This is a genomic window from Siccirubricoccus deserti (assembly GCF_014283215.1).
Classification (GTDB): domain Bacteria; phylum Pseudomonadota; class Alphaproteobacteria; order Acetobacterales; family Acetobacteraceae; genus Siccirubricoccus; species Siccirubricoccus deserti.
In genome coordinates, this window is record NZ_JACOMF010000018.1 from 23,650 (window position 1) to 43,769 (window position 20,120).

Here is a 20,120-nt window from a genome sequence, read left to right on the forward strand (position 1 = left end):
ATATCCGACCGCACGCTACCGCACGGCGTAATCCACCGTCTCGCAGAGGTTCAGCCTCCGGCGCTCTTGCGCTTGGCCGCCCTGCAGCACCCAGCGCAAATCATAGGTGCACTCCCCGGCCGGCAGCCGCACCGCGAAGCGTGCGCCGGGCTGCACCACCTCATCGCCCAGCCGGTCCGGACCCCAGGAGTTCTCGGAGCTGGGCGAGGCGTAGAATTGCTCGATCACCTGCCCACTCTGGTTCACCAGGTTGAACGACGGATTGCCCTGCTGGCCGCCCTGCGCCTGCGGCGGCTGGCTGCGCTGCCGCGGCGGGGCCGTGCCGCCAACCCCGCCAAGCACCACGTCCACCAGGTTGCAGGTGTTGAGGCTGCGCCGCTCCTCGGCGGTGTTGCCCTGGTAAACGATGCGGATGTCGTAGACGCATTGACCATCTGCCGGCAGCCGAACGATGTAGCTGCCGCCCGGGGCGATGACGTCGCTGCCCAGCCGATCCTGCCCCCAATTCTGCTCGGTGGAGGGCGAGGCATAGACCTCGTTCACCACATTCGGCGAATTGTTGATAATTCGGAAAGATGGGTCGTTGGACTGCGCCATGGCCGGGCCCACGGCCGAGACGGCGAGCAGCGCGGCGAACAGCGCGCGACGAAGCATGCGGACCTCCCGAAGAACTTGTGGTTGCAGCCTAGAGCAATCCACACGAACCGAAAACGGCCTACGCGAAACAACTGCTCTGGAATCAAGGGCTTCCGGACAAGACTGCAGCCCGGGCTGCAGCGGCCGGCGCTGGCCTGGCTCAATCTAGCCCATCCGCGGCCGCCTCGGCCCCCATCTCGCTCAACCGTCGGTCCAACTGGTCGAGCAGAGCCTGCAGCGCCACCAGATCCGCCGCGGCCAGCCCGACCAGAAGCTCCGCCTCCAGCCCGCGTGCCAGGGGCACGATGCCGGCATGGACCTGCCGCCCCTCCGGCGTCATCACCAGCCGATGCACCCGGCGGTCGGCGGCATCCTCCTCCCGCGCCAGCAGGCCACGGTCGTGCAATTGCCGCACGGCGCGGCTCACCTTCACCTTGCCCATCGCCGTCCGCTCGGCGATCTCGCTGCCCGGGAGCCGGCCGAAGCGGCCGAGCCCCGCCAGAACCGGCCATTCCGGGATGGACAGGCCGAAGGCCTCGGAATAACGCCGGGCGAACAGACGGGAGGCGCGCTTCGTGACCACCGAAAGCCGGTAGGGCAGGAACCGGTCCAATGCGAAGGCCGCCGCCTCGGCCGGTTTCGACTCCCTGCGCACTGCCCCGCCCCTCGTGGGCAATCTGGAGCGGATCGCAGTCCGGTTGGGACAGTGATCCGCTCTAGCTGCGCTCGCGCGGCCTGACCTCCAGTGTCGCCCGCGCCACCAGGTCGTCGGCCGCCGGGCGCATCGCATCCGGGTGGGGGCGGCGCGGCCCTGCCGGGCGCCGCGGCCAGATCACCGCCTCGGTCACCTCCACCGCGAAGCCGGCCCTGCGGAAGCGGGAGGTCATGGCCGAAAGTCCCAGCCGATTCACGTAGATCCCGGCCCGGCCGACCAGCGGGCTCGCCCAGAATCGGTCGCTGAACCGCAGGTGCTGCAGCCCGCCGCCGAGATGGTCCTGGAAATCGATGGTGTGCAGCCCGACGCCCTCCGGCGCCATCACCCGGCGGAGCTGCGCCATCAGCGGCGCCATGTCCTCGCGCCGCACGTGCTCCAGCACCGCCTCGCTGACCACCAAGTCGATCGACCCGTCGGGGATGGCAGCCAGCGCCGACGGCCCGCCGATCAGCAGCCGGGCCTGGCTGCGGGCGAGGATGGCGGCGCGGTCGGCGCAGCCCGAGAGATCCGGCGCCATGACGCCATGGGTGCGCCCGGTGGCCGCCGCTGCGAGATAGGGCCCGGCCTCGCGCGGGGCGCTGTCGGCGGGGTCGACGAACCAGATCCGCTCGGCGCCCAGCCCGGCCAGCAGCGGCGCCCGCAGCACCATCCGTCCCGGCCCGACCTCCAGCATGCTGCGCGGGCGATGACCGAGCAGCTCGGTCGCCTGGTCGAACCAAGCCTGCGGCGTGCCGATGAGCTTGGCCGGATCGGAGGCGCCATAGGATGGCCGCGCCAGCCCGAACCGCCGGGCGCGCGCGCCATGCACGCCGACCGCCGCCAGCCCAAGCTTGACGCCGAGCTTCACAAACCAGGGCACTGGCATGCCGCGGGACAGGCCGGGCGGGGCCTCCACCAGCCGTCGCGGCCGCGCCGCTTCCTCCGTCCTGTGCGTCATGACCATGGGGTGACTCGCCTCTGGCGGAAGCCATAGCGCAAGGCGCAGGTGTTTGCCCATCATTCGCATGCATCGGATACTCGAGCGATGCAGGAAAACCACGCACGCCTTCTGCCACGCCCATTGAACACATCCGTCGCTATCAGGCTGAGCTGACCGCCTGGCGGCGCGACTTCCACGCCCATCTCGAAGCCGGTTTCGAGGAACACCGCACCAGCGCCCTGGTCGCCGAGCGGCTGGCCGCCTGGGGGATCGAGGTGCATCGCGGGATCGGCGGCACCGGCGTGGTCGGCGTGCTGCGCTCCGGCCGCGGCAACCTGGCGGTCGGGCTGCGCGCCGACACGGATGCGCTCGAGATGCCGGAGGCGAACGACTTTCCCTACCGCAGCACCATCCCCGGCAAGATGCATGGCTGCGGCCATGACGGCCACACCACCATGCTGCTCGGCGCCGCCCGCTACCTGGCGGAGACGAAGAACTTCGACGGCATCGTCCATTTCATCTTCCAGCCGGCCGAGGAGGGCCAGGGCGGTGCCCAGGCCATGGTCGCCGACGGGCTGTTCGAGCGCTTCCCCTGTGACTCCGTCTACGGGCTGCACAACCAGCCAGGCATGGCGGTCGGGCATTACGGCATCCGCGCCGGGGCGATGATGGCCGGCTGCGGCTTCTTCGACCTCGACATCCACGGCCGTGGCGGCCATGGCGCCCGGCCGGAGAGCACGGTGAATCCGGTGGTCTGCGGCGCCGCCGTCGTCTCGGCCTTCCAGAGCATCGTCGCCCGCAACGTGGCGCCGAACGACACCGCGGTGGTCAGCGTGACCGGCTTCACCGCAGGCACCGCCTACAACGTGATCCCGGAACGGGTCTCGCTGCGTGGCACGGTGCGCGCCTTCCGCACCGGGACGATGCAGCTGGTGGAGGAGCGGATGCGGGCGCTGGCCACCAGCATCGCCAGCGGCTTCGGCGCGACGGCGGAGCTGGCCTTCCGCGAGGTGACGGTGCCGGTTGTGAACGGGGCGGCGCAGACCGCGCTGATCGCCGATGCCGCCGCCGCCATGGTCGGCGAGGCGCATGTCGACCGCCAGCGCATCCCGGCCATGGGCTCGGAGGATTTCTCCTACATGCTGGCGGAACGGCCTGGAGCCTACATCCTGGTCGGCAACGGCACCGGCGAGGCGGGCGGCTGCGAGGTGCACAACCCGCGCTACGACCTCAACGACGCCGCCATCCCCTATGGCGCCGGCATACTGGCCGCGGTGGTGGAGAAGGAGTTGCCGCGGGGCTGACCGCCCCGTGGGTGAACCTCCGCATGTCGACGGCGTTCCAGCCTTAAGGCCGATCCCCGGCCGGGAGGCCACCGGCCGATTGATGTCAGACCCCTCCCCCTTGCCACGCCGCGGCCTGACCGCAGCCGCAGCACCGGGCTCCGGCCTGCAGATGCTGCAGGGCGCGATCATCGTTGTGGCGGTGCTGTATTTCGCCCGCGACCTGCTGATCCCGCTGGTGCTGGCGGTGCTGCTCTCCTTCGTGCTGGCGCCGCTGGTGCGGGCGTTGCGGCACATCGCAGTGCCGCGCCCTGCCGCCGTGGTCATTGTCGTCATCTGCACCTTCGCGGTGCTGTCGGGCATCGGCGCGCTGATGGGCAGCCAGGCCAGCAGCCTGGCCGGCAACCTGCCGAGCTACCAGGCGACGATCGCGGCCAAGCTGGAAGGGCTGCGCAGCGTCGGCGGCCTGTTCGACCGGCTGAACGGCGTGGTTGCCGACTTCAGCCGCCGGGAGACCGCGGCGCCCGAGACCGTGCAGCCTCCGCCCGGCGACGGGCCGCCGGCCGAGACGCCGCTCGGCCGTGCCGTGCCGGAACGGCGGCCGGTGCCGGTCGAACTGCATTCGCCCAACCCAACGCCCTTCGAGATGCTGCAACGCCTCGCCGAGCCGCTGCTGGGGCCGCTGGCGACCGCCGGCATCGTCGTCATCCTGGTGATCTTCATCCTGCTCTACCGCGAGGATCTGCGGGACCGGCTGATCCGCCTGGCCGGCGCGCGCGACCTGCACCGGACCATGGCAGCGATGGACGACGCCGCCTACCGGCTCTCCCGCTTCTTCCTGGCGCAGACCGGGATGAACACCGCCTTCGGCCTGTTCATCGCCGCGGCGCTTTGGGCGATCGGCATTCCCAACCCGCTGCTCTGGGGCTTCATTGCCGGGCTGATGCGCTTCGTGCCCTTCATCGGCATCTTCGTCACCGTCACCGGCCCGCTGCTGCTGGCGCTGGCGGTGGACCCGGGCTGGGCCACGCTGGTCTGGGTGGCGGTGCTGTTCGCCGTCAGCGAATTCCTGATGGGCCAGGTGTTCGAGCCGCTGGTCTTCGGCCATTCCACCGGCCTCTCACCGATCGCGGTGATTGCCGCCGCCACCGTCTGGACCTGGCTCTGGGGCCCGATCGGGCTGCTGCTGGCGGTGCCGCTGACGGTTTGCCTGGTGGTGCTCGGCCGGCATGTGGACCGGCTGGAATTCCTCGAGGTCATGCTCGGCGACCAACCGGCGCTCGATCCGGAGGAGACCTTCTACCAGCGTGCCCTGGCCGGCGATGCCGACGCCCTGACCGAACAGGCCGAGCGCTGCCTGAAGGAGCAGCCACTGGCCGAATACCTCGACGCCGTGGCGCTGCCGGCGCTGCGGCTGGCGCAGGAGGATGCGGTGCATGGCGCTCTGGCGCCCGACCGCCGCGCCGCGCTGAAGCGCAGCATTGAGATGCTGGCCGAGGATCTGGAGGAGGCGGACGACCCGGAGCCACCGCCTGGCGAGGCGCCGGCGCCACTGCCGCCGGAGTGGCGGGAGGCCGGGGCGGTGCTCTGCCTGCCCGGCCGCGGACCCTTCGATGCCGAGGCGGCGGCGATGCTCGGCCAGGTGCTGACCCGACGCGGCTTCGGCGTGCGGCTGGGCAGCGAGGCGGCCCCGGGCGCCCGGCCGCGACTGCTTTGCCTTTGCCTGCTCGACGGCGGGGCCAGCGCCGCGACCGCGCGCTACCTGCTGCGGCGGGCCCGGCGCCGGCTGCCCGGCGTGCCGGCGATCGCCCTGGTATGTTCAAGGGAGCCGGAGGGGGCGCTGGCCAGGGCGCTACGGAGCGAGGGAACGCCCGAGGCGCCGCTGCCGATCGCCAGTTGCATGGTGGAGGTGCTTGACCTGGCGGTGGAGGCAGCGGGTACCCTGCCACGGCCCGCCGCCGAACCCGCCGCCGAGGCAGCACCCCCGGCGCCAGAGCCACCCGGGCTGGCGGCAACCGCGACAGCCTGACCGGCGGTCGTGCGACCACCAGCACGGGAGAGGCGGAGATGCAGCGCTACGACGCCATCATCATCGGCACCGGGCAGGCCGGCCCGGCGCTCGCGGTGCGCCTGGCCGAAACAGGGAAGCGGGTCGCGCTGATCGAGCGCGGAGCCTTTGGCGGCACCTGTGTCAATACCGGCTGCACGCCAACCAAGACCATGGTCGCCAGCGCCCATGCCGCGCACCTCGCCCGCCGCGCCGCCGACTATGGGGTGGTGCTGCAAGGCCCGGTCGGCGTCGACATGCGCCGGGTGAAGGCGCGCAAGGATGCGGTCGTGGCACAATCCTCCGAAGGGCTGGAGGCTTGGCTGCGTGGCACCGCCGGCCTCGACCTCATCCAGGGCCATGCCCGCTTCACCGCGGCCGACACGGTGGTGGTGGGGGAACGACAGCTCACCGCGCCCTGGATCATGCTGAATGTCGGCGGCCGGCCAGCGGTGCCGGCGATCCCCGGGCTCGATGCCGTGCCCTACCTGACCAGCAGCAGCATCCTCGACCTCGACACCCTGCCGGAGCATCTGCTGGTCCTCGGCGGCAGCTATGTCGGGCTGGAGTTCGCCCAGATGTTCCGCCGCTTCGGTGCCCGCGTCACGGTGGTGGAGGCCGGGCCGCGGCTGGTGCAACGGGAGGATCCGGAAATCTCCGCCGCCATCGCCGATTTCCTTGCGGCGGAGGGGGTGGAGATCGTGGTCGGCGCGGGCGACCTCTCCGTCGCCGCGACGCCGGACGGCCTCCGGCTGCGGCACGGGCCCGGCGCGGTGGAGGCGACGCATCTGCTGGTCGCGGTCGGCCGCCGGCCGAATACCGACGATCTCGGCCTCGACCGCGCCGGCGTTGCGCTGGACCGGCGCGGCTATGTCACCGTGGACGACGCGCTGCGGACCAATGTGCCGGGCATCTGGGCGCTCGGCGACTGCAACGGCCGCGGTGCCTTCACCCACACCGCCTATGACGATTATGAAATTCTCGCCGCCAACCTGCTGGACGGCGCCGGGCGTAGCCTGCGGGACCGGGTGATGGCCTATGCGCTGTTCACCGAGCCGCCGCTCGGCCGCGTCGGCATGACCGAGGCGGAGGCGCGCGCCAGCAGCCGCAAGGTGCTGGTCGGGCAGCGCCCGATGACCCGGGTCGCCCGGGCGCGGGAGAAGGGCGAGACGGCTGGGTTGATGAAGATCATCGTCGACGGCGACACTGAGGAGATCCTCGGCGCCGCCATCCTCGGCCCCGGCGGTGACGAGGCGATCCATACCGTCATCGGGCTAATGAACGCCCGCGCACCCTATGGCGTGCTGCGCCGGATGATGCCGATCCACCCGACCGTCGCCGAGCTGCTGCCGACCCTGCTGGCCGACCTGCCGGCGCCGTCGCGGCGAGCCGACACCGCGCTCGACGAGACGATCGAGGAGAGCTTCCCCGCCAGCGACCCGCCCTCGCACACGCCGGAAAGCAGGATCGGCAGGCCCTCACGCTGAGGGCGCGGATCGCCGGCTGCGCCGGGCCGGGGTTTAGGCGGCGCGCTGGAAGACCTCGGTCCGGAAGCCCGTGAACCGGCCGGGGATCCGCTGCACCGCCTGCACCACGGCGCGGACGGCGGCGGGATCCGCGTCGGCGGGAAAGGGGATGGTGATGCTGTCCACCAGCCCGCCGAACCGCTCCTCGATCCGCGCCGCGATCTCGTCATAGGTGCCGATCGCGGCGAAGAGGTGCAGCACCTCATCCGGGATCAGCGCGGCCATGTCGTCGAAGGCGCTGCGCCGCGCCATCGCGGAGAGCCTGACGCCGAGTTCCGTCAGCCCATGCGGCTCCAGCACCGTGCGGTAGGCGGGGGTCGAGGCGTACCAGGCGACGCGGTGGCGGATATGCTCGGCCGCCTTGCGCACCGCAGCGGCGTCCGGCCCGGTGGCGACGAAGCCGCCGCCGCTGACCTCGAAGGCCTCGCGTGGCATGCCGACCTCGGCGAGCTGCGCCTGCAACACCGGCTCGACCTGCTGTTCCAGGTAGGTCCGGGTGGCGAAGCTGTGCAGCCGCACCCCGTCGCAGAGCCGCGCCGCGTTGCGCAGCATCAGCGGCCCCACCGCGGCCAGTGTCACCGGCGGGCAGGGCAGGTTGTTGGGGCCCGGCGAGAACTCCTTGTTCATCAGGCTGAACCGGTAGTGCTGGCCCTCATAGGCCAGCGTCTCGCCGGTCTCCCAGCAGCGCCAGATGGCGCGCAGCGCCTGCAGGTACTCCGCCATGCGCGCCGCCGGGGCGACCCAGGGCACGCTGAAGCGCCGCTCGTTATGCGCCCTCACCTGCGTGCCGAGGCCGAGCACGAAGCGGCCTCCGGTGTGTCGCTGCAAATCCCAGACATGGTTGGCCACGATCATCGGGCTGCGCGGGAAGGCGATGGCGACCGAGGTGGCGAGGCCGATCCGCGTGGTCGCCAGCCCGGCCAGGGCCAGCGGGGTGAAGGGATCGTGCCTGATCTCGTTGGTCTGCACGAGGTCGAAGCCGGCCGCTTCCGCCGCCTGCGCGGCGGGGCCGCAGCGGCGCCAGTCATCGAGCGGCAGGACGATTCCGACACGCATCAGGACGTTTTCCTTCCCGAGATGAACAGGCGATGGCCGCCGTGGCAGTCCATCGATTCGCCCAGCCTGCCATGCCCTCCGGACACCGTCATGGCCGGAGTCGATCCGACCATTCAGCCCGCTGCCTTCACTCGGGATTCGGCTGCGCGGGCCAAGCTCGTGCGTGACGGGGAGAAGGCCACTTCGTCGGCTTCAGCGCCCCTCTACGCCCGGGTCAGCGGACAGCCGCCCTCGCTCTCTGGCCGGAAGGCCTGCTCGGCCGGCGTCGTCTGCAGCAGCTTGTAGTAATCCCAGGGGCCGCGACTCTCCTCCGGCGCCTTCACCTGGAACAGGTAGACCGGGTGGATCTTCCGGCCGTCCGCGCGGATGCGGCCGGGGCCGAAGGTGTCGTCGTCGGTCGGCATCGCCTTCATCCGCGCCATGGTGGCGGCACCGCTGGCCTTGGCCGCGGCGACCCCCATATCGGCCACCGCCTTCAGGTAATGCAGCGTCGCGGCGTAGCAGCCGGCATGCACCATGGTCGGCGCGGCAACCCCGAAATTCGCCTTCAGCCGGGCACTGAAGGCACGGCTGCGGTCGTTGAGGTCCCAGTAGAAGCTCTCCGAGCATACCAGCCCCTGCGCCGCGGCAAGGCCCAGCGCATGCACCTCGGTGATGAACAGGATCATCGCCGCGACCCGGGTGTTGCCGCGCCGGCCGAGGCCGAATTCGGCGGATTGCTTCACCGCCGTCACCAGATCGACGCCGCCGAAGTTGAGCGCGATGATCTTCGCCCGGCTGGCCTGGGCGCGGAGCAGGAAGGCGGAGAAATCGGTCGTCGCCGGGAAGGGGTAGCGGGCCGAGCCCAGCACCTTGCCGCCGGCGGCGGTGATGAAGCGGGTCGCCTCGGCTTCCATCGAATGGCCGAAGGCGTAGTCGGCGGTGACGAAGAACCAGCTGTCGCCGCCGTCCCTGACCAGCGCGCCGCCGGTGGAATTGGCCAGCATCCAGGTGTCGTAGGTCCATTGCACGGTATTGGCGTTGCACTGCGCCCCATGCAGCTCGGCGGTACCGGGGGAGGAGGCGAGATAGACCTTGTTCTTCTCCCTCACGATGCCGGCGACGGCCAGCGCGGCGGAGCTCGCCGGCACATCGACCAGCGCGTCGACCCCCTCGCGGTCGAACCATTGCCGGGCGATGTTGGAGGCGATGTCGGGCCGGTTCTGGTGGTCGGCGGAGAGCACCTCGACCCGGAAGCCGAGGCTTTCAGCTTCCTTCACCGCCTGGCGCGTCGCCAGTATGGCGCCCTGGCCGGCGAGGTCGGCGAAGGGCCCGGAGAGGTCGGTGATGACCCCGAGCTTGACGGTATTGGCCGCCTGGGCGCGGGCGGTGCCGGCCACGGGAAGGCTGGCCCAGGCGGCGCCGCCCAGCATCAGGGCGCGTCGGTCCAGAAGCATGAAACATTCCCCCGGCGGCCTCTTGTCCGGCGGCACCGCGGCCGCCGGCGCGGCGCCCCCTTGGGGAACGCCCGTCAGCCCTTGGCGAGACCCGCCGGCGGGTCGCAGGGCGTGGTCGCCATGTCGCCCGGGATCGAGAGTTCGAGGATCTCGACGTCGTCCGAGGTGGCGATCTCGTTGTGCTTCATCCCGCCGGGGATGAGGATGGCGTCGCCGGCTTCGGAATGGCTGCGGGTGCCGTCCTCGAATTCCAGGTCGACCCAGCCCTTCAGCACATAGACGAACTGGGCTTCGCACTGGTGGGTGTGCCAGCCGGTCGGCTCGGTCATGCCGGTGATGGCTTCCATTACCTGGGCGCGCAGCTTCCCGCCTGTGGCGGCGGAGACGCCGAGGTCGCGGTAGCGGAAGAATTTGCGCCGGCCGGCCACCAACGGCGAATCCTTCTTGGCGACGACGCTGAGCTTGATCTCGGGGCGCGATGCGCCGGCAACGGTTCCGTCCATGGTTCCCTCCGGGTGTCTCTGCACCGGAGGCCGAGGCTACACCCCGGAGGCCAGACGGCAAGCGATAATGCCGCGGGTTACAGCCGCTGCAGCGGCACCCGCGTCGCCAGCCAGCTGCCGGTCGCGGCCAGGATGGCGGCGCCGAGGAAGGCAGCCTGGAACGCCCAGCCGAGGCCGTCACGCAGCGCCGCCCGCATCCCGGGCTCCAGCCCCGGCAGCAGCGCCGGCCCCTCTCGCACCAGCCGGGTGAACAGCGCCCCCAGCCCGGCATCCCCGGCCGCCAGCGTACCGAACAGCAGCGCCCCCAGCATCGCCGTCGCCAGCGCCGCCCCCAGCGTGCGGAAGAACTGCACCGAGGCCGCGGCGGCGCCAAGCCTCCCATGCCCGCCGGCCACCTGCACGGTGATCTGCACCACCGGGTAGGAACACCCCATGCCCACCGCGGCCACGCCCAGCAGCAGCGCCAGGACGGAATCGCTCAGCTCCGGCGCCAGCAGCGCCACCGCCAGCAGCGCCGAGGCGGCCATGCCAAGCCCGCCGCAGGCGAAAGGCATGGAAATGCCGGTACGGGTCATCAGCCAGCCCGCGCTCAACCCGCCGATCGCGCCGCCGAGCGACAGCGGCAGCATCAGCACCCCGGCATCGGCCGGCGCCAGCCCGCGCACGCTCTGCAGGTAGATCGGCAGGAAGGTCAGCAGGGCGATCAGCGCGCCATGGGCACAGGCGGTCAGCAGGTTGCTGCGCAGCACGGTCGGCTCGGCCAGCAGCGGCAGCGGCAGCAGTGGCTCCGGCGCCCGGGCCTCCCAGCGCAGCAGCAGCCAGAGCGCGACGGCCGAGGTCGCCGCCAGCCCCAGCGCCAGCGGCAGCGCCGCCAGGCTCAGCCGCTGGATCTGGCCGAAGGCGAGCAGCGCCGGGGCAACGAAGCCGGCGAACAGCAGCACGCCGAGCCAGTCGAAGCGGAAGCCGGCGCCGCCCTCGGTCGGCCGCCGTGGGATGCGCAACGCCAGCGGCACCGCCAGCGCCATCCAGGGCAGCAACGCCCAGAACACCGCCCGCCAACCGAAATGCTCGGTCAGCCAGCCGCCGGCGATCGGGCCGAGGCAGGAAGCTGTGGTGAAGCTGGCGACGATATAGGCCTGGAAGCGGCCGCGCTCCCGCGGCGGCACCGCCTCGCCGATCAGCGCCATGGCCATGGTCGCCAGCCCGCCACCGCCGAAGCCCTGCAGCAGCCGGCCGCCGAGCAGCACGCCGAAGCTGGGCGCGGCCGCGGAAAGCGCCGCCCCCGCGGCGCTGACCCCGAGCGCCACCAGCAGCAATCGGCGTCGGCCGAAGACATCGCCGAGCCGTCCGAACACCGGGGCGGCGACAGTGGCCGAGATCAGATAGGCGACCACCACCCAGGACAGGCTCTCCACCACGCCCAGGCCGCCGGCGATGGCCGGCAGCGCCGTCGCCACAATGGTCTGGTCGATGGCGGCGAGGATGATGGCCGGGGCGACGCCGGGAAAGCTGCGGAAGAACGCCGTCCGCAGCTCGGCCGGGGTCATGGTCTGGACGGCGGACACCCGGGTCACGCCACGCTATGCCGGCCCATCTCCAGGAATTTCTCCCGCCGCCGGGCACGCAGGGTGGCGCCGTCAAGCGCCAGCAGGGGCTCCAGGCTGTCCCAGACCTTGTTGCCGACCGCGGCCAGCGCCGCCGCCGGATCGCGGTGGGCGCCGCCCATCGGCTCCGGCACCACAGCATCCACCAGATTCAGCCGGCGAAGGTCCTCGGCGGTCAGCTTCAGCGCCTCGGCCGCGGTGGCCGCCTGGGCAGCGTCGCGCCAGAGAATGCTGGCGCAGCCCTCCGGGCTGATGACCGAATAGATCGAATGCTCCAGCATCAGCACCCGGTCGGCGGCGGCCAGCGCGATGGCGCCACCCGAGCCGCCCTCGCCGATGATGGTGGCGACGAAGGGAACCGGCGCATCCAGGCAGGCCTCGATGGAGCGGGCGATCGCCTCGGCCTGGCCACGCGCCTCGGCCTCGATGCCGGGAAAGGCGCCGGCGGTGTCGACGAAGGAGAGGATCGGCAGGCCGAAGCGGCCCGCCAGCTCGATGATCCGGCGCGCCTTGCGGTAGCCCTCGGGCCGGGCCATGCCGAAATTATGCAGCACCCGGCTTTCGGTGTCGCTGCCCTTCTCGGTGCCGAGCACCGCCACGGCGCGGCCGCGGAACCGGCCAAGGCCGCCGACCACCGCGGCATCGTCGGCGAAGGCACGGTCGCCGGCCAGCGGGGTCCATTCCTCGATATGGGCACGGATGTAGTCCAGGCATTTCGGCCGGTCCGGGTGGCGGGCGACCAGCGTCTTCTGCCAGGGGGTCAGCTTGGCATAGGTGGATCTCAGCAGCGCCTGCGCCTTGTCGCGCAGCTTCGCGACCTCCTCAGCCACGTCGATGCCGCCGGCGTCGGTTGTCCGGCGCAGTTCCTCGATCTTGCCCTCGAGTTCGGCGATCGGCTTTTCGAAATCCAGGAAGTGGCGCATCAGATGTCCTTCAGGACCGGCGGGTTAGCCGAAAAGCGGCACCGGCGGAAGCGTTGGCGGCAGGTGGCAGCCATGGCCGAGGCGGACTGCCGGGGCCTGGACCGGGCCCATTGGAATGAGCGGGTGGCCGTCCAGCCCGGGTCCGGCAGCAGCTACGTGCTGGACGCGCCGCGGGCGGTCCCGGCTGGTTTGTGCCCTGTTTCCCCGGCGGCCCGCTGGTGCTGACGACCCCGCCGGCCCGACCGTCCGCCTGGCGAAGCCGCGGACCGTCAGTTGGATGCATCCGGTGGCGGCAATGATGCGGGACGTTGGGCTGGCGCTCGACTGGCTGCACGAGCAGCCTCGGGTCAACTGGCGGATGTTCAGGGCGCTGGAGCGGGATGCGGACGGGCTGTGGGATTGGCCGGCCCGCCCTGGCTGCCGCCGGCCTACTCGCCGAGGGCCGTGAAGGGTTAGGCAGCCTTCTCGGCCAGCGGGTGGAAGCTCTCGACCACCAGTCGCAACCGCTCCTCCAGCACCCTGGTGTAGATCTGGGTCGTGGCGATGTCGGCATGGCCCAGCAGCACCTGGAGGCTGCGCAGATCGGCGCCGCGGGCCAGCAGGTGGCTGGCGAAGGAATGCCGCAGCACATGCGGGCTGATCCGCGCCGGGTCCAGCCCGCCAGCCTGCGCCGCCTCCTTCAGCAGCAGGCCGAGCGCCTGGCGGGTCATGTGGCCAGCGGCGCCGCGCGCCGGGAACAGCCATCGCAGGCGGCCGGGACTGGGCTTGGCGTCCGGCTTGCGCCCAGCCTCCCGCGCCGCCAGCGCCGCTTCCCGGGCGCGGGCCGAGATCGGCACCAGCCTCTCCCGCCCGCCCTTGCCGCGCACCGCCACCAGCGGCTCATCGGCACGGAGCGCCGCGGCGGGCAGCGCGACCAGCTCGCTGGCACGCAGGCCGGAACAGTACAGCAGCTCGATCACCGCCACCGCCTGTGCGCCGCGCTTGCCCGGCAGGCTGGCGGCGCCGGCGAGCAGCGCCTCCACCTCGGCCTCGGTGATCGCCTTGGGCAGGCTCGGCGGCAGGCGCGGGCTATCGAGCTGGGCGGTCGGATCGTCGTCGCGCACGCCCTCCCGCGCCAGGAAGCGGAAGAATTGCCGGATGGCCGAAAGCCGCCGCGCCGCGGTGCGTGGCTTCAGCCCCTGGTCGGCGAGGCCGCGCAGCCAGGCGCGCAGCACCTCCGGCCCGGCTTCGGCCAGCGGCACGCCATGGCGCAAGGTGAAGCCGGCGGCGTCGGTCAGGTCGCCCTGGTAGGCAGCCAGCGTGTTGCGGGCGGCGCCGCGCTCAGCCGCCAGCATCTCCAGGAAGGCTTCGAGGTGCCTGTCCACCGGCCGAGGCGGCCGGTCAGCGGGTCTGGAATCGGTCGTTCGGCATCACCCGCTCGACCGGCGCCGGGGAGACCGCGGGCGGGAATGCGCCGACCGCCAGCAGCCCCGCCGCAACCAGGCCAAGCAGGATCGTGGCGAGCAGCAGGATGGGTCGGCGGAACATCGCGGCAGGCTCCTCGCGCCGGGCCGGAAGGCTGGGCCGGCAGGGGTGGCAGCGTCGGGAGGGGCGGATTCGTCGCGGTCACCCGCCCCATCGCGCCCCGCCCCATCGCGCCACGGCCGCGGTGTGCTAGCCTTGGTCGTCGTGTCGCGCAATATCGTCAATGTGTATGCATCCCCCGCCGAGCCCGCCCCACCGGGCTGGACCACGGAGCCGGTGCCCGAACCGTCCGCCCTGCCCTACGCCGGGCGGAGCATCGTGCTCGTCGGCATGCCAGGGGCGGGCAAATCCTCGATCGGCCGGCGGCTGGCGGCGAAGCTCGGCCTGCCCTTCCTCGATGCCGACACCGAGATCGAGGCCGCCGCCGGCCTGCCGATCACCGAGATCTTCGCCCGCTATGGCGAGGCGCATTTCCGCGACGGCGAGCGGCGGGTGATCTCCCGCCTGCTGGCCGGCCCGCCGATCGTGCTGGCAACCGGCGGCGGCGCCTTCGCCGATGCCCGGACCCGGGCCGCCATCCGCCGCTCCAACGCCGTCTCGGTGTGGCTGAAATGCCGCATTCCGGTGCTGCTGCGCCGGGTCGCCGGGCGCGAGCACCGGCCGATGTTCCTCAACGCCGACCCCGCCGAGGTGCTCGAACGGCTGATGGTCGCGCGCCACCCTTTGTATGCCGAGGCCGATCTGGTGATCCCCTGCAGCGATGAGAGCCCCGAAGTGACCACCCGCCGCGTGCAGGATGCCGTGGCCGGATGGCAGCCGCCCGCCCGCCTGCCGGTGGCCCTGGCCGAGCGCAGCTACGAGGTGGTGGTGGGCGAAGGGCTGCTGGCCCGCGCCGGGGCGCTGCTGGCGCCGGTGCTGCCGGCCCGGCGCGTCGCCATCGTCACCGATGCGACGGTGGCGCCGCTGCACCTGCCGGTGCTGCGCGAGGGGCTGGCCGAGGCCGGCTTCACCATCGCCACCGAGATCACCGTGCCGCCGGGCGAGGCGAGCAAGGGCTTCGGCCAATTGCAATCGGTGCTGGAACAGCTACTGGCGGCGGGCACCGACCGGCGCACCGCGGTGCTGGCGCTGGGCGGCGGGGTGGTCGGCGACCTCGCCGGCTTCGCCGCGGCGGTGGCGCTGCGCGGGCTGCCCTTCGTGCAACTGCCGACCACGCTGCTGGCGCAGGTAGACAGCAGCGTCGGCGGCAAGACCGGGGTGAACCTGCCGCTCGGCAAGAACCTGGTCGGCGCCTTCCACCAGCCGCGCATCGTGCTGGCCGATACCGGCAGCTTGGCGACCCTGCCGGTGCGGGAGCTGCGGGCGGGCTATGCCGAGGTGGCCAAGCACGGGCTGCTCTCCGGTGAGGCGCTGTGGCGCTGGTGCGAGGCGGAGGGTGCGGCTCTGGTTGCCGGCAATCCCGCGGCGCTGGCGCATGCGGTGCTGGAGAGCTGCCGGCTGAAAGCGGCGGTCGTCGCGGCGGATGAGCGGGAGGAGAGCCCGGAGGGTGGCCGCGCCCTGCTCAACCTCGGCCATACCTTCGGTCATGCGCTGGAAGCCGAATGCGGCTATGGCGGGGCGCTGCTGCATGGCGAGGCGGTGGCCATCGGCCTCGGCCTCGCCGCCGCGCTCTCCGCCCGGCTCGGCCATTGCAGCCAGGAGCTGCCGGGGCGGGTGATGTCGCACCTCGCCGCCTGCGGCCTGCCGGCGCGGCTTCCCGACCTGTCACGGCGCTTCTCCGCCGCGGCGCTGCTCGCGCGCATGCGCAAGGACAAGAAGGTGCGCGACGGCGCCCTGCGCTTCGTGCTGCTGCGCGGCCCGGGCGAGGCCTTCACCGCCGGCGAGGTGCCGCCCGCCCTGGTCGAGACCTTGTTGCGCGATGAAGGCTGCGAGAGTTAACACGTCAGGCAAACCTTAGGAGGTGGCGCGCAGAGGAAGCTTGGCGCTGCGCGTCCGATGCGCCGAGTTGACCGGCAGCCGGCCAATCGACCACCTGGAATTCGGCGTCTGCCGCGGCGCCTCGATCCGCTGGTTCGCCGGGCACAACCGCCACCTCGAACGCCGCTTCATATGCTTTGACTCCTTCGGGAGGCTGCCGGAAGCCTGGGATCTCGGCCGCGGCGGGCTGGAGCGGGCGCGCTCACCCATGAAGGCGCGGTGCCACAGATCGACGATCCCCGCGTCTCCTTCGTCAAGGGCTGGTCCCAGGAGACGCTGCCGGGCTTCCTCGCCAACTTCACACCCAGGTCGCGCCTCGTCGTGCATTGTGACAGCGATCTCCACTCCTCGACGCTCTACGCCCTGACGAGGTCTGCACCACGAAGAGTTCCGTGCCTGGATCACTGCACGGCCTATCTGCGGCGGGCTGGCTGATCGGTGCGGCGCAGGACACCTACAAGAACGTCGTGGTGGAGAGGCTGGACGAATGACCTGGACGGGGCCGGCCGCCGCTGCCGCGGCAGGATGAAAGGCGCCCTTCGACCGGCGGATCGCTGCGGATAGCGTACATTGCAGCGCATCTTCGTAACATTCTGATATTGATATATTTGTGCGGACTTACCCTTCAGTTGCAAGTCGAAATGGATTTGTGCATTGCATATACACGCCGCCGTGAGTATGCGTCCTTAGCAAGCACACCATCTTCGGTGGCGCTTTTCGCCCGATCCTCATTGTGCCCTGAGCGGGAGACGAGTCATGCCGATTCGCGGAAGCATTGACCGGATTGACGAGCAGTTCCTGGAGGGCTGGGCGGTGGATGACGACCACCCGACCGCGAAGCTCGCCTTCGACGTGCTGGTGAACGATCGCGTCATCGGCCGCTTCATCGCCGACAGCTTCCGCCAGGACCTGAAGGACGCCGACATCGGCGGCGGCGAATGCGCCTTCAGCTTCGCCATGCCGCCATTCTTCGGCAAGCAGGATCTGGCGAACCTCAGGCTTCGCTTCGCCGACAGCAACCTCTTCATCGTCCTGCCGACACCCCGGCCGGCCGAGGCGGCGGTGGCGCCGACGACCAGCCGCTTCGGCGGCCTCTGGCTCGACCGGGCGGATTGGATGGATCGGCTCAGCGCCAAGCACCGTGCCGGCAAGCTCTCCGATGCCATGGCGGTGCGGTTGTTCCAATTCGCCCGCGACGGCTACACCGTCTTCGAGAAAGCCGTCGGCACCCGGCTGATCGAGCGGCTGAAGGGCGAGCTCGACCAATTCTGGCTGAACCCGCCCGAGGGCTTGCTGATCGAGACCTTCGAGCCGGATGGCGCCATGCGCTACCTCCCGCCCGATGCGCGCTGGCGCCACGGCCGCACCAAGCTGCTCGACATCTTCGCCCATTCCGAGCTGGCCCGGCAGGTGGCCGCCGCACCGCCGGTGGTCGAGTTCCTCTCCACCCTGTTCGAGGATGCACCCAAGGCCTTCCAGAGCCTGAACTTCCATAACGGCACCGAAGCGCCGATGCACAAGGACACGGCCTATGTGAAGGTCGACGGCAATCCGCTTGCTCTGGCGGCATCCTGGACCGCGCTGGAGGACGTCGAGGCCGGCACCGGGGAGCTGGAGTATTTCATCGGCAGCCACCGCGCCCCGGATTTCCTGTTCGGCGGCATCAGCAAATGGATGGAGAACCACGCCGAGGACAACCCGGCCTTCCTCGAAAGCCTGCACCGGGATGCCGAGACCTACGGCCACAACCGCGGCAAATTCCTGGCCCGGCGCGGCGACGTGCTGGTCTGGCACGCCGACCTCGCGCATGGCGACGCGCCGGTCACCCGCGTCGACCGCAGCCGGCAGAGCCTGGTCACCCATTTCTGCCCGAGCGGCCTGGAGCCCTTCTACCGCCGCACCAGCCAGCATGCGACGCTGACCGAGCACGGCTGCAGCTTCGTTTCGCAGTACAGCCCGGTCGGCGGCAACGGCCGGATCGGCTGAACGGCCCAAGGGCGCTACGTCAACGTGCCGGTCCCTGACCGGCGGAAGCCGGCAGCCCGGCGTTCGAGGGCGCCGAACCCGCAAGGTCCAGGGCCGGTCGTGTCAGGCGGCGATTGCGCCGCGCCTCCGCCGCCCGCAGCAGGGCAGCGGTCTCCATCCCGATCGGGCGACGGGACCACCGATCGGGAGACGCGGGCCATCCGTGGCGGCGCGGCTTCCGCGGCCACCTCCACCAAGGTCAATCGCCGAGGCCAAGCCGCAGCGCCACCCAGACCCGTCCGCCGGCACCCCTGCCACTCGTCAGCCCCGCCCCGACCTGCTTCGCCAGGGCGCGGATCACCGTGGCACCAAGGCCTTTGTCGACTCCCGACAAAGGTGAGCTCCCCGGCCCGGACACCTCCAGCAACAGGGCGTCCTCCGCCACCCGGGCAGTCAGCCGTACCGATCCCGCGCCCTCGCCGGCTCCGGCCTCGCCCGATGTGCCAGGACGCAGGGCGGTCGCCACCAGCTCCGACAGGATCAGCGCCAGGGGGATCGCCCGGTCGGCGTCGAGGATGAGCCCGGCCGGCGCCTCCACCCGGATATCGGCGCCCGGGTGATGCGTGGTGGCGCCGGCCGCCAATTCGCGCAGCATATCGGCCAGCCGCAGGCTGCGCAGGTCGGGGCCGAGCTGCAGCGCCCGATGCGCCTCGGCCACCGCCTGGACCCGGACGGTCGCCGCCTCCAGCGCCTCACGCGCCGCCGGCTCGGTGACGCGGCCCGCCTGCAGCCGCAACAGCGACGCCACCAGCTGCAGGCTGTTGCGGATGCGGTGCTCGGCCTCCCGCACCAGCGCATCCTGTGCCTCCAGCGCGTGGCGCAGCCGGGCCTCTGCCTGGTGCCGCGCATCGATGTCGGAACAAGTGCCGACCCAATGGCGCAGCACGCCGGCGGCATCATGCACCGGCGCGGCGCAGAGCCGGTGCCAGCGGTACTCGCCGGTCACGCAGAGGATGCGCAGATCGGCATCGCATTCACCGCCCTCCGCCAGCGCCCGTCCCCAGGCCGCGGCGAGCGGCACCGCATCCTCCGGGTGCAGCGCCGCCAGCCAGCCGCCGTCCCGGGTCTCCGCCAGGCTCCGCCCGGTCACCGTCTGCCAGCGGGCATTGACGTATTCCGGCTCGCCTCTGGCATCGGTCTGCCAGACCAGATGCGGCATCGCCTCGGCCAGGGTGCGGAAGCGGGCCTCGCTGGCGCGCAGCGCCGCCTCGGCACGGCGACGGTCCTCGATATCGGTGTTGGTTCCCACCCACTCGCGGATCTCTCCCGCGGCATCGCGCAGCGGCACGCCGCGCGCCACGGTCCAGCGCCAGCCACCCTCGGGCCGGGCGATGCGATATTCGACCGAATAGAGTGCACCGGTGCGCAGCGCCTGCCCCCACTGCCGCCGCACCGGCTCGCGGTCCTCCGGATGCAGCGCCGCGAGCCAGCCCCAGCCCGCGGCCTCGGCGGCCGGTTGGCCGGTCAGCGCCGCCCAATCACCGGGGAACAGCAGCCGGCCATCGGGCGTGGCGGACCAGACCACCAGCGCGACGGAATCGACCAGGGTGCGGTAGCGCGCCTCGGCAACCTCCGGCGGCCGCTCCGGCGCCTCGCGCAGCTGGACCAGCAGCCCGCCGCCCTCCAGCCCGCGCAGTGGTGAGATCTCGATGTCCCATAGCCGGCCGGGGGGTCCGCAGGACAGCAGCCGGGCCGTTTGGTGGCAGCGGCCGCCCGCCAGCAACGCGCCGAGCCGCCCCACCTGACCGCCGGCCAGCAGCGCCGGGAAAGCCTCGGCCAATGGTAGGTGCCACAGCGCTTCGGCCGGCCGTCCCGCGGCGGCGCTGAAGGCGGGGTTGCAATAGGTCAGCCGCAGCGCCGCGCCCTGGAGTACGGCGACGGCCGCCAGCGATTCCTCGGCGAAGCCGCGGATGGCCTCCAGCACGGGTGGGTTGGGGCGGGCAATGTCGAGCATGCGCGCCTGCATCCTCCGGCTGGCTGTGACGGCATGTGCATGCATACCAAGC

The 20,120-nt window shown here is 71.6% G+C and carries 16 protein-coding genes; 5 read left to right on the forward strand and 11 right to left on the reverse strand.

Going from position 1 to position 20,120, the window contains the following annotated elements:
• Positions 1–15: 15 nt before the first annotated feature.
• From H7965_RS15465 to H7965_RS15475, 3 genes are all read right to left on the reverse strand, one after another.
• Positions 16–654, reverse strand: coding sequence for a hypothetical protein (locus H7965_RS15465; protein ID WP_186771491.1), 639 nt, complete (start codon positions 652–654; stop codon positions 16–18).
• Between the two features lie 142 nt (positions 655–796).
• A complete protein-coding gene (locus H7965_RS15470; protein ID WP_222440632.1) occupies positions 797–1,291 on the reverse strand; it encodes a MarR family winged helix-turn-helix transcriptional regulator in 495 nt (164 codons plus the stop codon).
• Positions 1,292–1,352: 61 nt separating this feature from the next.
• The gene (locus tag H7965_RS15475; protein ID WP_186771493.1) at positions 1,353–2,288 is read right to left on the reverse strand and encodes a class I SAM-dependent methyltransferase; all 936 of its coding nucleotides are present in this window, start codon (positions 2,286–2,288) and stop codon (positions 1,353–1,355) included.
• Positions 2,289–2,440: 152 nt separating this feature from the next.
• On the opposite strand from H7965_RS15475, the gene H7965_RS15480 reads away from it, so the two are divergent.
• The 3 genes from H7965_RS15480 to H7965_RS15490 all read left to right on the forward strand — a co-directional run bounded on the left by H7965_RS15480 (position 2,441) and on the right by H7965_RS15490 (position 7,087).
• Positions 2,441–3,574, forward strand: coding sequence for a M20 aminoacylase family protein (locus H7965_RS15480; protein ID WP_261394229.1), 1,134 nt, complete (start codon positions 2,441–2,443; stop codon positions 3,572–3,574).
• A gap of 82 nt (positions 3,575–3,656) precedes the next feature.
• On the forward strand, positions 3,657–5,582 hold the full coding sequence (locus H7965_RS15485) for an AI-2E family transporter (protein ID WP_222440633.1): 1,926 nt from the start codon (positions 3,657–3,659) through the stop codon (positions 5,580–5,582).
• Between the two features lie 38 nt (positions 5,583–5,620).
• Positions 5,621–7,087, forward strand: coding sequence for an FAD-containing oxidoreductase (locus H7965_RS15490; protein WP_186771494.1), 1,467 nt, complete (start codon positions 5,621–5,623; stop codon positions 7,085–7,087).
• Positions 7,088–7,120: 33 nt separating this feature from the next.
• Here H7965_RS15490 and H7965_RS15495 read toward each other — a convergent pair whose 3' ends face one another.
• The 7 genes from H7965_RS15495 to H7965_RS15525 all read right to left on the reverse strand — a co-directional run bounded on the left by H7965_RS15495 (position 7,121) and on the right by H7965_RS15525 (position 14,175).
• Positions 7,121–8,182, reverse strand: coding sequence for a TIGR03617 family F420-dependent LLM class oxidoreductase (locus H7965_RS15495; protein ID WP_186771495.1), 1,062 nt, complete (start codon positions 8,180–8,182; stop codon positions 7,121–7,123).
• 203 nt (positions 8,183–8,385) lie between these two features.
• Positions 8,386–9,618, reverse strand: coding sequence for an ABC transporter substrate-binding protein (locus tag H7965_RS15500; RefSeq protein ID WP_186771496.1), 1,233 nt, complete (start codon positions 9,616–9,618; stop codon positions 8,386–8,388).
• A gap of 74 nt (positions 9,619–9,692) precedes the next feature.
• Positions 9,693–10,121 carry a cupin domain-containing protein gene (locus H7965_RS15505; RefSeq protein WP_186771497.1) on the reverse strand — a complete coding sequence of 143 codons (429 nt, stop codon included), beginning with the start codon at positions 10,119–10,121 and terminating at the stop codon, positions 9,693–9,695.
• Positions 10,122–10,198: 77 nt separating this feature from the next.
• The gene (locus H7965_RS15510; RefSeq protein ID WP_186771498.1) at positions 10,199–11,695 is read right to left on the reverse strand and encodes an MFS transporter; all 1,497 of its coding nucleotides are present in this window, start codon (positions 11,693–11,695) and stop codon (positions 10,199–10,201) included.
• On the reverse strand, positions 11,692–12,648 hold the full coding sequence (locus tag H7965_RS15515; protein WP_186771499.1) for an acetyl-CoA carboxylase carboxyltransferase subunit alpha: 957 nt from the start codon (positions 12,646–12,648) through the stop codon (positions 11,692–11,694). The genes H7965_RS15510 and H7965_RS15515 overlap by 4 nt, the downstream gene beginning before the upstream one ends.
• Before the next feature lie 452 nt (positions 12,649–13,100).
• Positions 13,101–14,012 (reverse strand): tyrosine recombinase, encoded by a 912-nt coding sequence (locus tag H7965_RS15520; RefSeq protein WP_186771500.1) that lies wholly within the window; start codon positions 14,010–14,012, stop codon positions 13,101–13,103.
• Between the two features lie 16 nt (positions 14,013–14,028).
• Positions 14,029–14,175, reverse strand: a complete 147-nt coding sequence (locus H7965_RS15525) for a hypothetical protein (protein ID WP_186771501.1) — start codon at positions 14,173–14,175, stop codon at positions 14,029–14,031.
• Between the two features lie 213 nt (positions 14,176–14,388).
• Here H7965_RS15525 and aroB point away from each other — a divergent pair, with 213 nt between their 5' ends.
• The gene (gene aroB, locus H7965_RS15530) at positions 14,389–16,050 is read left to right on the forward strand and encodes a 3-dehydroquinate synthase (protein ID WP_268239727.1); all 1,662 of its coding nucleotides are present in this window, start codon (positions 14,389–14,391) and stop codon (positions 16,048–16,050) included.
• A gap of 795 nt (positions 16,051–16,845) precedes the next feature.
• Positions 16,846–18,075: a phytanoyl-CoA dioxygenase family protein gene (locus H7965_RS15535; RefSeq protein WP_186771502.1), complete on the forward strand. Its 1,230-nt coding sequence runs from the start codon at positions 16,846–16,848 to the stop codon at positions 18,073–18,075.
• A 238-nt stretch (positions 18,076–18,313) separates the two neighbouring features.
• Here H7965_RS15535 and H7965_RS15540 read toward each other — a convergent pair whose 3' ends face one another.
• Entirely contained in the window at positions 18,314–20,068 is a 1,755-nt protein-coding gene (locus tag H7965_RS15540; RefSeq protein WP_186771503.1) for a PAS domain-containing sensor histidine kinase, read from the reverse strand.
• Between the last annotated feature and the right edge of the window lie 52 nt (positions 20,069–20,120).